This window comes from Stieleria tagensis (genome assembly GCF_024129865.1).
Taxonomy (GTDB): domain Bacteria; phylum Planctomycetota; class Planctomycetia; order Pirellulales; family Pirellulaceae; genus Stieleria; species Stieleria tagensis.
The window spans coordinates 18,372-32,210 of record NZ_JAMYFE010000076.1; the positions used below are offsets into that span (position 1 = coordinate 18,372).

Annotated in this window: 10 protein-coding genes; 6 read left to right on the forward strand and 4 right to left on the reverse strand. The window is 58.3% G+C overall.

From position 1 onward, the window contains the following. Positions 1–13: 13 nt before the first annotated feature. The 3 genes from NHH03_RS18415 to NHH03_RS18425 form a co-directional block, all read right to left on the reverse strand. Positions 14–838, reverse strand: a complete 825-nt coding sequence (locus NHH03_RS18415) for a tetratricopeptide repeat protein (RefSeq protein WP_253158461.1) — start codon at positions 836–838, stop codon at positions 14–16. A gap of 183 nt (positions 839–1,021) precedes the next feature. Next, on the reverse strand, positions 1,022–2,551 hold the full coding sequence (locus NHH03_RS18420) for a S41 family peptidase (protein ID WP_253158462.1): 1,530 nt from the start codon (positions 2,549–2,551) through the stop codon (positions 1,022–1,024). Between the two features lie 139 nt (positions 2,552–2,690). Continuing rightward, positions 2,691–2,942 (reverse strand): hypothetical protein, encoded by a 252-nt coding sequence (locus NHH03_RS18425; protein WP_253158463.1) that lies wholly within the window; start codon positions 2,940–2,942, stop codon positions 2,691–2,693. A gap of 347 nt (positions 2,943–3,289) precedes the next feature. Between NHH03_RS18425 and NHH03_RS18430 the strand changes: the two genes are divergently transcribed. Together NHH03_RS18430 and NHH03_RS18435 are read left to right on the forward strand one after the other, a co-directional pair. After that, the gene (locus tag NHH03_RS18430; RefSeq protein WP_253158464.1) at positions 3,290–4,525 is read left to right on the forward strand and encodes an OmpP1/FadL family transporter; all 1,236 of its coding nucleotides are present in this window, start codon (positions 3,290–3,292) and stop codon (positions 4,523–4,525) included. A gap of 194 nt (positions 4,526–4,719) precedes the next feature. Then, positions 4,720–5,943, forward strand: a complete 1,224-nt coding sequence (locus tag NHH03_RS18435) for an OmpP1/FadL family transporter (RefSeq protein WP_253158465.1) — start codon at positions 4,720–4,722, stop codon at positions 5,941–5,943. A gap of 99 nt (positions 5,944–6,042) precedes the next feature. Here NHH03_RS18435 and NHH03_RS18440 read toward each other — a convergent pair whose 3' ends face one another. Then, positions 6,043–7,314, reverse strand: coding sequence for a DUF4013 domain-containing protein (locus NHH03_RS18440; protein WP_253158466.1), 1,272 nt, complete (start codon positions 7,312–7,314; stop codon positions 6,043–6,045). A 552-nt stretch (positions 7,315–7,866) separates the two neighbouring features. Here NHH03_RS18440 and NHH03_RS18445 point away from each other — a divergent pair. From NHH03_RS18445 to NHH03_RS18460, 4 genes are all read left to right on the forward strand, one after another. Further along, the gene (locus NHH03_RS18445; RefSeq protein ID WP_253158467.1) at positions 7,867–9,258 is read left to right on the forward strand and encodes a trypsin-like peptidase domain-containing protein; all 1,392 of its coding nucleotides are present in this window, start codon (positions 7,867–7,869) and stop codon (positions 9,256–9,258) included. 136 nt (positions 9,259–9,394) lie between these two features. Next, the gene (locus tag NHH03_RS18450; protein ID WP_253158468.1) at positions 9,395–11,188 is read left to right on the forward strand and encodes a hypothetical protein; all 1,794 of its coding nucleotides are present in this window, start codon (positions 9,395–9,397) and stop codon (positions 11,186–11,188) included. A 10-nt stretch (positions 11,189–11,198) separates the two neighbouring features. After that, on the forward strand, positions 11,199–12,452 hold the full coding sequence (locus NHH03_RS18455) for a lactate racemase domain-containing protein (RefSeq protein ID WP_253158469.1): 1,254 nt from the start codon (positions 11,199–11,201) through the stop codon (positions 12,450–12,452). 169 nt (positions 12,453–12,621) lie between these two features. Continuing rightward, positions 12,622–13,746 carry a hypothetical protein gene (locus NHH03_RS18460; protein ID WP_253158470.1) on the forward strand — a complete coding sequence of 375 codons (1,125 nt, stop codon included), beginning with the start codon at positions 12,622–12,624 and terminating at the stop codon, positions 13,744–13,746. Positions 13,747–13,839: the final 93 nt, after the last annotated feature.

Here is a 13,839-nt window from a genome sequence, read left to right on the forward strand (position 1 = left end):
AGCCCCGGCGACGCTAACCGCCGAAGGGGTCAGAGCCACCAAAGGGATCCGCGCCGCCAGCGGCGGGTGCACCAAACGGATCGCTGCCGCCAAACGGATCGGCTGCAGGTGAATCGGTGGCGGGGGCGTCACCAAACGGCATCGCGTCACCAGCGTCGCCAGCCGCGGCTGGTTGGCCACTCGCAGGTGCCGGGTCGTCCGCGAACGGATTTTCATCCGATCCTTCCAAGACATTGTTTGATTCAACCTTTGGCTTGCCTTGAGCCATCGCCGCATCGCCGCCTGAAAACGGGTTGTCGGCCACTGGTGCGGAAGGCGCCGGTGGAGGCGGGGTGGCAGCTGGCCGCGCTGCGGCAGGTGGCTGGGCCGTGGCGGCCGGAGCGGGCTGGAGACCCAGCTGACGCATGCGGGTGTCGGATCGACTGCCTGCTGTTTTCATCGCTTCCAGTTTCGCGCGTTGGCGAATCTGTTCCAATTTCAGACGCGCCGAACCTTGAAAACGTGATAGCGAACGACCGATGGATTCCGCGCCACCGCGCTGTGCTTCCAATTCTGCACCTTGCATCCAATCCGCTTCGGCTTCCGCCAACCGCCCTTGGTTGTTGGAAACAATCCCACGAAAGTAGTAGGCGCGTGGATCACGCGTCCCGCCATCAATGGCCGCCGTCAGGTATTCAACGGCGTCGTTGTAGTGCCCGGCATAATAGGCGTGTACGCCTTGACCATAGACTTCGGCCAACAGCGATTCGTTCTGTGCCGATGCTTTAGGTGAACCGAGCATCACTCCGGCCAGCGCGAATGCGGCCAGCGGGGTGTAGAAAAATGAACTTCGGGTCATCGCGTTCGGATCCTCTTCCCAAGTCGAGCAGTTGCGGTCGCGGAGCAATTCCCGACCCAACCAGTAAGATTAGTGGGGCCGAACCAACAATTCGGCCATCTCAGACACACCTAAACCATAGTTGTCCACCCGACGATCAGCAAACGGATTCGCCCGGTGGACTTAAAAATCGGCAGTGTCACGTTAAGCGGCTTGCCGTTTCACAGCAGCCGGACTGTTTGGACTATCCGGACTATCCGGTACAGATTGCGACTTCAATCGGTCCAACAATGCACCGACGGCGGCTCGTAGCGGCGGATCATCACTCAATTCCACCGGTCCACGATCCACATGGGCCTGTGCCTCGGCTGACAATTCCGGCGGCGATTGCCCCCCCGCGTCAACCGACTCGGGGGGCGATTCTGGATCAACGACCGGCGTTTTTGCCGGTCCCGCCTCAATCGCTTGCGGCGCCAAATCCTGTTGGATCGGTGCCGTTCCCGCCGGATCGGGATCAATGATCGGCAACTCCGGCGGATCGATACCCGCCAACATCGGATACGAGGCTGTGCGCCAGCGCAAATTCAGTTTCAAGATCGATGCCATGTCCATCGGCACGACAAACCCTGGGTCCGGGGTCACCCCCCACTCGTCTTCCTCGGTTGCGTCGCTCAATCGGTGAATGTTCTTGTTGTTCGGCCGATAGTAACGGGCGACGGTCAAACGCAGCGCGCTGCGGCCGTATTCCAACGGGATGATTTCCTGCACTGTGCCTTTGCCATAGCTACGAGTGCCGACAACAATCGCGCGGCCGTTGTCTTGCAAACACGCCGCCACGATCTCGCTGGCGCTGGCCGAATTGCCGTCGACTAATACGGCGACAGGAATTCTGGGATCGACCAAGGTACCGGCTGTCGCCGAATAGGACTCTTCGATTCGTCCGCCCCGGACGCGTGTCGAGACGATCACGCCGGATGACAAAAACATGTCACAAACGTCGCGGGCGGCATACAACAACCCGCCGCCATTGCCTCGCAGGTCCAATACCAACGCCTGGTAGTCATTGTCCAGTTCCGCCAGCACCGCCTGCAGTTCCTGCACCGTTTTTTCGCCAAAGCTTTTCAGTCGCAGGTAGGCAACCGTCGGGTCACTTTGCAAACGGTACACCCAGCGGTTGGATGAATCACGGTGATCACCAACAACTGATTCCAGTTCAATGGTCGCGCGGCGGACGTCGATCGTTTGCTGTTGATCACCGCGACGCACCACCAGCTGGACCGTCGTTCCAGGTGCCCCTTTCAATCGATCACTGACCTCCGTTAACGGCAGCTTGGAAACGTCTTGGCCGTCTACCCGCACAATCAGATCATTTGGCAACACACCGGCCCGCAGTGCCGGCGATCCGACCAACGGTGTCACCACTCGGACCGGTGATTCGGGCTCCAACTGGTCAACATAAATTCCGATCCCGGCAAATTCCTGGTGCATGCTGTCCTGAAAGGACTCGTAGGCATCGACCGCAAAATAGCTGCTGTGCTCGTCTAGCTTTGTCACAACCCCCTGCATCGCCGCCATCACCAGTTCACGGCGGTCAATCGGATCGACGTAATTCTGTTCGATCAAATCCACCGCTTCGCCGATGATGCTGGCGGTTCGTGTGTTGCGATAGGTCAGGTGGCACAAGATGCTGACCACGACCGCGAATAGAATCAGATTAAAATTGCGTGGTGGCATCAGTGGCGGCTAATCGATCAAGGAAACTGAAGGACAGCCTGCCATTCTAGGGCTTTCCAGCGGTAGACGGAAACGGCCGTCTGCGGCCCCCGGACTCACCGCACATCGCCTGACTTGGTGTCTGGTTCCGTTTCCCCCCTCACTTCACGAACGGATTGGACGACGTCTTCGCCGGCGACATTCGCTTGGGGGTCGGAGCGGTGTAGCCAATCCTCTCTTCCGAAACCAATTGCCCGTTGCTGTAGTGCCGCAGCACCGGCCCGCTATTTTTTCGTAGGTAGTGGCCCGCGTCACCATGATCGATCAATCCGTTGCCAACGTCGGTGAGCACCGAGATGATCAAACTGCTGAAGAACAGCAGGAAACAAACGACGCCACGGAAACTGATCATGTCTTCGCTCTCTGATCGAACCCAAAAGTAGACCTTTCAAGCCTGTCATAGGATGACCGCTTCGGTGCAATTGGATTGGAAACGATCAAAATGATTGCTTCCCAACGCGACGTCTGAATCAGTTTGTAGGGATTATTCGGTTCCTGCCCGTTGTACCGAGCGATCCGCCCAGGCAAGCCGGACAACCTTTGTCACTGACGAAAGGACTGTGCGATTTGACGAAAATGTTGCTGTCAATTCTGTCGCTGGACCCGATTGCAGCAATTGCGACGGCGGCGCGGGTCCAGTTGCTCCGATAGGTCCGATACTAGGCTTTTTTCAAGTTGAACCAAACACAAGGCGTCATCATGCGATGGTATCTAATTGTCGTGTCGGCATTGCTCGGGCCAACGATGGTGAGCCAAACGGCCCACGGACAGAGCTACGGCATTGAGCTTCACAACAACGTGATGCCGGCCTCCGGCGCGATGGGCGGCGCTAGTTTTTCTCGACCGCAAGACGTGCAATCGGCGATCAACGGAAACCCGGCGACGATGACCCAATTCGCCGGGCCTTCGATGGGATTTGGCGGTGCGTTTATCGAACCAACGGTCAACATCACTCAGTCCAGCTCGCTACCGCTGTTGAATGTCGATCCCTTCTCCGGCAAATCCGACACGCCGGCATCGCTGGCAGGGAATATCGGCGTGATTCAACAAACCGAACTGATGGGGCAACCAATTTCATTCGGATTGGGATTCGTCACCAATGCTGGCTTGGGTGTCGATTTTCGACCGATCGACGCGTCCAACGGAACTCATGTGTCTTACTTGGCACTGGATTTGGTCAACGCCGTCGCTGTCGAAGTCGCACCAAATCTAACCGTCGGTGGCTCGCTTGCGATCGGAACGTCCATCATGGACGGACCGTTTGTCGGCGCGAGCTCGTCACAAACCGACTATGCGACACGGTTCACTCTGGGAGCCAACTACGAGTTGGGATCGGGAACCAGCGTCGGCGGATTCTGGCAATCGAAAAAAGACTTCACTTTCGACAACGTGATCGAATTCACCAGCGGTCCGCTGGCCGGCGTCCAGCAGGACATCAGACTGGAACATCCTATGAATCTAGGGATGGGGATCGCCAACCGCAGCCTGATGAACGGCCGACTGCTGTTTGCTGCCGATGTGATCTATAAAAATTGGGCCGACGCCGAATTCTTCAAATCCATCTACAAAGACCAGTGGGTGCTGCAATTGGGGACGCAGTATGCCGCGACCGAGCGCTGCAAACTGAGAATGGGTTATGCGATCAACGAAGACCCCACCCGCGACACGGTCCCGGGCACCATCGGTGGCGTCGTCCCGGTCGGTGGCGTGCCCGCGGTGGAATACCTGCAAGCTCAATTCGCAGTCGTCCCCCAGCACCGTCTGACCGGTGGCATCGGCCTGGTCGATGTGATGCCAAACACGGACTTTGACCTCACCGTCGGAGGCGTCTTCAACGGCGACAAGACATTTGGCAGCACCGCCGTTGACATCGAAGGCTACTATGTCGCATTCGGTTTCACGTTCCGCCCAAGCGTCGTCGGTTGCTGTCGCTAGTCAACAACCAGCCTCCAACCCGTTGGAGTTCAACCTTCAGGTTGTTCCGCGCGATCCCTTCACCAATCCAAGCGGCATTTAAAACCCCCAGCCCCTTTTTTGCGAAAATGCTGCGACGTCGGCGTGGCGCTCGCTGGCCTGAATTGTACCCGTACTAAACATTCTTCCAATTGAACCAAACAAAAGGCGCCAGCATGCGATGGTATCTAATTGCCCAAATAGCATTGCTCGGGCCATTGATAGCGGTCCACAGTCAGAGCGATGGCGCTGAGCTTCACAACAACGTGATGCCGGCCTCCGGCGCGATGGGTGGCACTAGTTTTTCTCGACCGCAAGACGTGCAATCGGCAATCAATGGTAACCCGGCAACGATGACCCAATTCGCCGGAACGACCACAGGATTTGGTGGTGTCTTTATTGAACCCACGGTCAACATCAACCAATCTCGCTCAATCCCCCTGCTGAATGTTGACCCCTATTCTGGCAAATCCGATACGCCGGCATCACTGGCAGCAAATATCGGTGTGATTCAACAGATCGAACTGATGGGGCAACCGATTTCATTTGGATTGGGACTCATCACCAATGCTGGCTTGGGTGTCGATTTCCGACCGATCGACGCGTCCAACGGAACTCATGTGTCCTATTTGGCACTGGATTTGGTCAATGCCCTTGCCGTTGAAGTCGCACCGGACCTAACCGTGGGCGGTTCGATTACGATTGGAACGTCCATCATGGACGGACCGTTTGTCGGCGCGAGCTCGTCACAAACCGACTATGCGACACGCTTCACTCTGGGAGCCAACTACGAGTTGGGATCGGGAACCAGCATCGGCGGATTCTGGCAATCGAAAAAAGACCTCACGTTCGACAACGTCATCGAATTTGCCAGTGGCCCGCTTGCTGGTGTCCGTCAAGACATGAGATTAGAACATCCAATGAATCTGGGGGTGGGGATCGCCAACCGCAGCCTGATGAACGGCCGACTGCTATTGGCTGCCGATGTGATTTATAAAAACTGGGCCGATGCCGAATTTTTTAAATCCATCTACAACGACCAGTGGATGCTGCAGCTGGGGACACAGTATGCAGCGACTGATCGCTGCAAACTGCGCATGGGTTACGCGGTCAATGAAGACCCCACCCGCGACACGGTCCCGGGCACGATTGGTGGCGTCGTCCCGGTCGGTGGCGTGCCCGCGGTGGAATACCTGCAAGCGCAATTCGCTGTCGTCACCCAGCACCGTCTGACCGGTGGCATCGGACTTGTCGATGTGATGCCCAACACGGACTTTGACATAGCCGTCGGAGGCGTCTTCAACGGCGACAAGACATTTGGCAGCACGACCATCGATATCGAAGGCTACTATGTCGCATTCGGTTTCACGTTCCGCCCAAGCGTCGGTTGCTGTCGCTAGCCAACAACCAGCCTCCAACCCGTTGGAGTTCAACCTTCAGGTTGTTCCGCGCAATCTCTTCACCAATCCAAGCGGCATTTAAAACCCCCAGCCCCTTTTTCACACGCCGCCTAGAAACGGGATGGGGATTAGGATTGCGTGTTGCTGGACCCAGGTCTGCAGTCCGTCCCAACTGGTGTACTGCGAAAGGGTGACAAAAACCAGGTAGATAGCGACCACGCCAGGCATCATCAGCCGCGCCGTCCAACGCGAAAGGACCTTCCAGAAGCCGACCGGTTTCAATGCACCGTCACCGTAGTCCAATGCGATCCGTTTGGCGCGACGCATCGCCATTCCTTCTGCCAACCGCGCCGGCAAGATGAAAGCGACGAACACCAGCGTCGGCAACCACACGACTTCTTGCGGCGTCGCTTCGATCTTCAACAAGTACAACGGGATCGGTAACAACACCAACCCACAGGTCATTGCCGACAACCATGCCCAGGGGGCATAACAAAACAATCGTCGCACTCGGCGGACGTCGAACAATGCCCGCAAACGATTCTGGTCGGCAAAATGCGTTTGCAACATCGGCAGATACAACAGCACCACACCGAGCGCCACGACCGCGACGCCACCGACCAATCCGGCCAACCCGGTTTCACCATTGCGATTGGCAGCGATCACGACCATCGCCGGAACCAGCCAAACCAATGTTCCCACCGCGCCACGCAATCCCAGCCAAAAGTAACGCCCCAATTCCAGCGACCGCGTGAATTGCCACAGTTGATCCGGCAAGCTGCGATACAAACTCGGTCGCCAAGCCTCGCGAATCAACCGCCGGGGCTGGGGCCAGACGAAATGGATCAACCGACCGCCCCGCGCCAGTGCCCACAACAGGTAAGCCAACCCGAATCCTGCGGCGGCGATGGCGGCCACTCGCAACCAACCCGCTTGATTGGAACCGGGCGAAATCAGTTCGGCCACACTTTCCCAGTGCGCCAGCAATTGAACCGGCAGTGAACCGATCACAACGGCGCAAACCACCAGCCCAATTTTGCCGGCCGAACTGAGATGGGGAAGGGAATCGCGAAGCTTGCCGCCACCGGCAAGTCGCCCAGCGACATCCAGCAGGTACCCGAAGGTGATCAATTGCAAAATCGGGATCGCCGCCAACACCGCCAGACAAACGATCAATGAAGCGAGATTGAACAGTCCGCTGATCGCCCACAAGCTGATCGCCCCGAGTCGGGCCAACCCACGTCGCAGCATCGAACGCACAGCCAGACTGCCGCGCGCAGGATTGCTGCTGCCGGCGGCAACATCCGGCTCCGCCCCGGTGTCGCCGGCGAACAGGTGTTCGGCGTCAGGTTCAATCAAATCAGCGGACAAGGTGAGTTTCCGGTGTGAGGATTCGCCGACCAAAACTTTTCGTCTGTTTTTTTATCTCCGATTCCATCGGCGGGCGTTTTTTGGTCGCCGATGGGATCGCCCCGATCGCAGGTGCCAGTCTAGCTGGTCAGCTGTTCGTGCCGGGACTGGGTGATCTTGGCAAACCCGACCGGGACAGCGGCGACTTTCTTGGGGATCTTTGCCGGATTGGGTGCAGCCCGGTCAGCTCAACGCCTTTTCGCAGGGCCGAAAACCGGCTTCAGTAAACATTCGCTCCCTGTCAGAGAGGGGCAATTGTTAAGACTGGTAAACCTTGCGGCGTGCCGCGTGTGCCGTCAAGGGATCGCACTGGTTGTTCCGATTCACACTCTCGTGCCGGGGATTCCGGCTCTACCTGGCGTCGAATTCCCGCAACATTCGATCGCCGGCGACGCATCCAGTTCTGCTCAACGGGCACGGGGACCTATGCGACCACCGATCCAACATTCCCCGGCCGTCAGCCGATTTCGTCCGCTCACCGCCGGGTGGCTTCGATCAATCGCAAAAGCCGGCTTGGCCATTTCGATGATCACGGCACTCGAGTCGTCCACCGCGACGGCTCAAGTGAACTCATTGACATCGTTCGAGCCCGCGACGGCACACCGCCGCGTGACCGATTCGCATCGTGAAACACCGACCGTCTTGGCGGTCCGCCGGGCCAGCCCCGCGGTCGTGAACCTGCACGGCCAGAAAACGGTTCGCAGCACTGCCGCCGGTCTTGCCGGTGCAACCGACGGCGGTGGTTTTCGCCAAGTCAACGGGATGGGCACCGGTGTGGTGATCGATCCTCGTGGCTACGTGATCACCAACTATCACGTCGTCGAAGACGTGGACAACATCCGCGTCACACTGGCCGACGGCACCGTCACCTCGGCGGAACTGATTGCCGCCCGACCGCGCAATGATTTGGCATTAGTCAAAGTCAAAATCAGTCAAGAATTACCAACCATTCCTCGCGGCACCAGCAGCGATTTGATGGTCGGCGAAGACGTGATCGCGATCGGCAATGCATACGGGTACGTCCACACCTGTACTCAAGGCATCATCAGTGCGTTGCACCGTGATGTGCCGGTCAACGACACACAAGACTACGAAGATCTGATTCAGATCAGCGCCGGGATCAACCCCGGCAACTCGGGCGGCCCCCTGTTAAACATCAATGGCGAAATCATCGGTGTGAACGTGGCCGTACGAGTCGGTGCCCAACAAATCGCGTTTGCCATTCCGATCGATCAAGTGGTGCAGATTGTCACCACGATGATCGACGAGCACAACGCGAACCGATTGGATACGGGACTGCGAACTCAAGGCGGCCCTCGCGACGGCGATGGCGTGACCATCACACATGTCTCCGCTAGCAGTCCAGCCGCACGGGATGGATTGAAGCCGGGTGACCGCGTGGTCCGCGTTGGTTCGCGTCCCGTAGATGATCGGTTGGATTTCTCACTGGCCATGCTGCAGGTCGATGCCGGACAGCAGTTGCCACTGGGCATCGAACGTGGCGGTGAAGTGATGGAGTTGGCCGTTGCCACCAGCCAGTCGACGGGGACCGATTCCGGTTCCCCCAGTGAAACGGCCTGGGCGGTCATCGGCATCCGCGCCAAACCCGTCGGCCAATCGGCGATGAGCCGTTTGAACGCTCGGATGCGAACACCGTATCGCGGCGGGTTGTATATCACCGCGGTCCGCCCCGGATCGGCTGCGGCCGAAGAGGGCATCCAAGTCGGTGATGTGCTGCTGGGGATCCATGGCTGGCAAACGGCCAGCGTCAGCGACTTGGCCGGAATCTTGGAACACCCCGACATGCGGCAAGGCCCGCGGGCCAAGTTTTACATCGTTCGCCGCGAGCAAACCTTGTATGGCCACTTTCAATTGGCCAGCCGTTCCGCAGCAACCAATCACTGATCAAAAAAGGATCGCACACGCTCGTCCCGGAGTAAGCTCGCAGTCACCCGCCATTGGACTGCGAGCTTACTGACCCAGCCGGGACGAGCGTCCTTTTTTGACAGTGCCTGGCCGCCAATGGTGTAAACTGGTCACGATGAAGATCCCACCTCGCGCACTCTGGTTCTCGATCACCTGCGCCGCTTTTCTCGCGGCATTCTTCGCCAGCGGATTGCAGGCGGCCGAAACGACCGGTGGCGATCCAGCCAACCAATCGGATCGCTTCACCGCGATTGCAATCGGCAGTCCCGACGTCGCCGATTCAGCGATTGCCCAAACAGGCCGCGCGACCGCCGACACGATCGCGGTCGATTATGTCGGCCGCATCTGCCGCGCCGCCCCGGAACAAAACGTCCCCGCATGGGATGTCGATGGCTGGGCCAACTATCAACGGCTATGCAACGAGTTGGCCAATCGTCCCGACGATGTCGCGCTGCGGAAATATTTGGGCCTGCCCATCGGACGCCTGGCCGACACCGGCGTGGTGATCAAGTCCAACCGCGGTCGCAGCGCACCAAGCTGGCTGCGCTGGAGCAGTGGCAGCTATCGCCAAATCGAAACCCCACACCTGCAGATTTTCTCACGTGCGGATGATTCCACCTCGCGGCAGATCGCAGCGGAATTGGAACAGGTCTACTGGGTTTGGACGCAGTTGTTTTTTCCGCTCTGGGAATCTCAACCCCAAGTCGCACTGCAGCTCGGGCAGCTCGATCCGCAACAATCGGTCTCCGCGGCGCTGGCATCCGGCCGCGCCCGGCTGAGCACTCGCGGCAAGTTGCGAATCGTTTTGTTTCGTGACGCCCAAGAGTACGTGCAAACCTTACGGCAATCCATTCCGGGTATCGAACAGTCCACTGGGTTTTACAGCGACGAGCGGCAGACGTCGTTTTTTTACCCCACGAATTCTCGCGACGGATTGGCCAGTCGCCAACACGAACTGGTGCATCAACTGTTCCGCGAAGCCACGCGATCGGAATTGTCGGGTGACTCGCCAGGACGACAGGCCGATTTCTGGCTGGTCGAAGGCATTGCCGGATACTTTGAATCGCTGTTTCTGGATGGTTCACTGGCAACCGTCGGCGGCTGGGACAGCCCGCGTTTACAACACGCCCGCGCCCGCATCTTGGGGCGCCGCGATGAACTGGCGTTTGCCGAACTCCGCGACGGCGGTCAAACCAACGTGCAACAGCGCGCCGACTTGGCACGCTGGTATGCCCACGCAATCGCCCAGACCCATCAATTGCTCGATCGCGGCGACATGGCCAGTCGCCGCTGGGTGTATGGGATGTTGGCGTCACTGTATCAGATCGACCTGCAAGTCCCCGGCGCCGCCGAACCAACCGCCGCCGAGCGTTCACTGGTCCGATTTTTGACGATCGACGACGAACGCCTGCGAACCAACCCAGCCACACGGCCGTTGGAACAATTGTGCCTAGGCGGGTGCCAAATCACCGCCACCGGCTTGGCCCAGATCCCGCCAGCGAGCAACCTGCAATGGCTGGACCTGTCGCGGTTGCCGATCGGCACCGGCGACGTGACGCGGTTGTGTCCTCGACCAGCCGAACTGAATCAACTCTCGCTGGAAGCCACTCGTATCGATGACTCGATCGCGGCCTGGATCGGCGCCGCCAACCGGCTGACAGAAATGGATCTCAGCTGGACCGCCTGTTCCGATCAAACGATTGCCAGCTTAGGTGGGCACAATCAACTGCACACGTTGTGGTTGACCGGCAGCAAGGTTAGCGATGCATCGATTCCGACACTGTTGCGATTGCCTGGGGTCGAAGCCATCGATGTCCAACGGACACCCATGACAGCGGCCGCAATCGGCCAATTGAAAATCCAGCGGCCCTCATGGAAACTGAACCCGCTGCAATTGCTGACCCCATGACACCGACCACATGACCCTGCCGCGCTTCTTCACCGTCAAACAAACCTTTGCCTCGCATCGAATCGATGACCTGGCCGGCGAAGTCACTCGGCAACTGGCCGGCGCACCGACCGACACGATCGCGGCCGATGATCGGGTTGCGATCGCAGTGGGCAGCCGCGGCATTGACCGAATCGCCGAAATCACTGGGGCCGTTGCCGGATACGTGCGTTCCCTGGGCGCTGCGCCCTATGTGATTCCGGCGATGGGCAGCCATGGCGGTGCCAGCGAGCAAGGACAAATTGCAACGCTCAAGTCACTGGGTATCACGGCCGAAGCGATCGGTTGTCCGGTCCTGGCCACCATGGACACGGTGGAATTGGGACAGACCGAATCTGGCATCCCGCTGTATTTTGATGCAATCGCCGCCAAGTCCGATCACCTGATTGCAATCAACCGGATCAAGCCACACACACGGCTGACCGGCAGCATCCAGAGCGGTGTCAGTAAGATGTTGATGATCGGTCTGGGAAATCACCGTGGCGCAGTGGCGTTCCATCAAGCCTTTCGCACGTTCGACCACCGTCTGGATCAGGTCACCGATCAAATCATTCCTCGCTTGATCGAAAAAACCCCGTTTCGATTTGGCATCGGCATCGTCGAAGACGCCTTCGACTCGGTTGGCAAAATCCAAATCCTGCCGCCAGCCGACCTGTTGTCCGCCGAACCCGAACTGTTGTCTCTGGCATGTGATTGGATGCCCCAATTGCCATTCCGGACCGCAGAACTGTTGATCATCGATCGGATCGGCAAAGAGATCAGCGGGACAGGGATGGACACCAATGTGATCGGCCGCAAATGGAATGATAAGATTGCCGGGCCTGATGAATGGCCCAAAATCGACGAGATCTACGTTCGCTCATTGACTGAAACGACAGCCGGCAATGCATCTGGAATCGGGATCGCCGAATACACCCATCGACGCGCCGCCGAAGCAATTGATCGGATCAAGACACAGATCAACTGCGTGACCGCAGCGCATGCCACCGCCGCCGCGTTGCCGGTCTGGTTTGATCATGATCGCCAGGTCCTGGAAGCCGTCACCGCCCAGTCCTGCACACCGCCAGATTTGCTCCGTTGGATGTGGATTTCTGACACCTTGCACCTGGACGAACTGTGTTGCAGCGAAGCCTACTACGACGAAGCGACAGAGCGAGACGATTTACAGATCACAAGCCCGCCGCAGCCGATGGAATTTGACCCCTCCGGCGATCTGCAGATTTAACAGCCAAAACGGCAATCGCAGCGGCATGGATTTGACAATTTCATGCCCGCCTCTCTCATTTTCCCGCCGCAGGACGATCGTCAGCCAGCGAACTGAGCTACACTGCAAAACCGCTGACGGCAAGCCGACAGCCATTTACCGTTCGATTTTTCAGAACTGGGAGATTGAGATGAGTACAGGTAGCCGCCCTCTACCCCCCACGCCTAGTCGACCCCGCAGCGGCGCACCGACGCCTCCGCCGCGACCTCTCAATCGCTACACGCGATTGCTACGTGACCGACCACTCGACCTGTTCCGACAGTATGCCGTGTCACCGCCTGATGCTGCCGTCGGCGACGAAGCGATCGATGCGCTGGGTTCAACCCGACGCAACCGGGTGATGCCGCTGGCCAGTCAATCGACGATCCAAACCGATGGTACGTTCGGCATCTTTTTCAAGTCCGACGCGAACTTTGACGGGCCAGGATTTCAGCATGCCGTGGTGGGTAAAAAGATTGCCTGGATCAAATTGGTTGACGATACCGTTCGCCATGGGGCACTCACGTTCCAGGCCATCATCCCTAGCTCCGATGCGACGATTCCACAGGGACACATACCGGTTTGGTTTCTGCCATGGGAAAGCCGAAATCTGGTGGAGATGACCATTCCGCCACGACAGAACGATGACGACGATGACCCCAAAGATCCCAAGCTGTTTTTTACCGCCGGTATCAATGGTTGCTCGGTGTTTGTCCGCGGCGATCCCCGCTCACCCACGATCACACACGGTGGAATCAGCCAAGGCCAGACGCCCTATGGAAACAACCCCGCGGAGTTTTGGCGTCACCTACTGCAAAGTCACATGGCGGCCAATGGCGAACACATTCGGGCCAGGGGTGAAGTCAACAACACGCATTACATCAACCAGACCGGCCAATCCGGCGGTGCGTTCACAGCTTATAGCGACGCCTACCTGCGCTGGCTGAAAACCCTGCCATCAGGTCCCCTCACGGTCAGCCAAGTCGTTCCGTGGGGATGCGTGTTTGGTATCCGCTATGGCCGGCTTTGGTCGTTCTATTTGCAAGAGAACGCCGTCGTCCACACTTACACCATTGCCGCGGAATACTCGTCCGAAACCGTCACGGATACAAAAAAGGTTTATGGCGTGTTCAAGAAGCACACCACACAAGACGTCAGTGTGAAACGTTTGGTCAAACGCAAATCCAGCGTGAATCGCCCGATCAAACTCAGTGACTTCTTCCCGGGCAACAGTCGCGGCGCAGTGAATTTCATCGAGCAATGGCAACGCTGGTAAAACCCCACCTCGAATTGCTGGCCTGTGCCAGAGCGTCACCGCTTCATGGCCCAAGTTCACCCGGGGTTCCGCCGAACCTGCCTCCAGCAGGTT

What these genes read in the sequence shown, in the direction of transcription:
- NHH03_RS18415 (WP_253158461.1), bottom strand. Translation starts at nt 838, where the DNA reads ATGACCCGAAGTTCATTTTTCTACACCCCGCTGGCCGCATTCGCGCTG.
- NHH03_RS18420 (WP_253158462.1), bottom strand. Translation starts at nt 2,551, where the DNA reads ATGCCACCACGCAATTTTAATCTGATTCTATTCGCGGTCGTGGTCAGC.
- NHH03_RS18425 (WP_253158463.1), bottom strand. Translation starts at nt 2,942, where the DNA reads ATGATCAGTTTCCGTGGCGTCGTTTGTTTCCTGCTGTTCTTCAGCAGT.
- NHH03_RS18430 (WP_253158464.1), top strand. Translation starts at nt 3,290, where the DNA reads ATGCGATGGTATCTAATTGTCGTGTCGGCATTGCTCGGGCCAACGATG.
- NHH03_RS18435 (WP_253158465.1), top strand. Translation starts at nt 4,720, where the DNA reads ATGCGATGGTATCTAATTGCCCAAATAGCATTGCTCGGGCCATTGATA.
- NHH03_RS18450 (WP_253158468.1), top strand. Translation starts at nt 9,395, where the DNA reads ATGAAGATCCCACCTCGCGCACTCTGGTTCTCGATCACCTGCGCCGCT.
- NHH03_RS18455 (WP_253158469.1), top strand. Translation starts at nt 11,199, where the DNA reads ATGACCCTGCCGCGCTTCTTCACCGTCAAACAAACCTTTGCCTCGCAT.
- NHH03_RS18460 (WP_253158470.1), top strand. Translation starts at nt 12,622, where the DNA reads ATGAGTACAGGTAGCCGCCCTCTACCCCCCACGCCTAGTCGACCCCGC.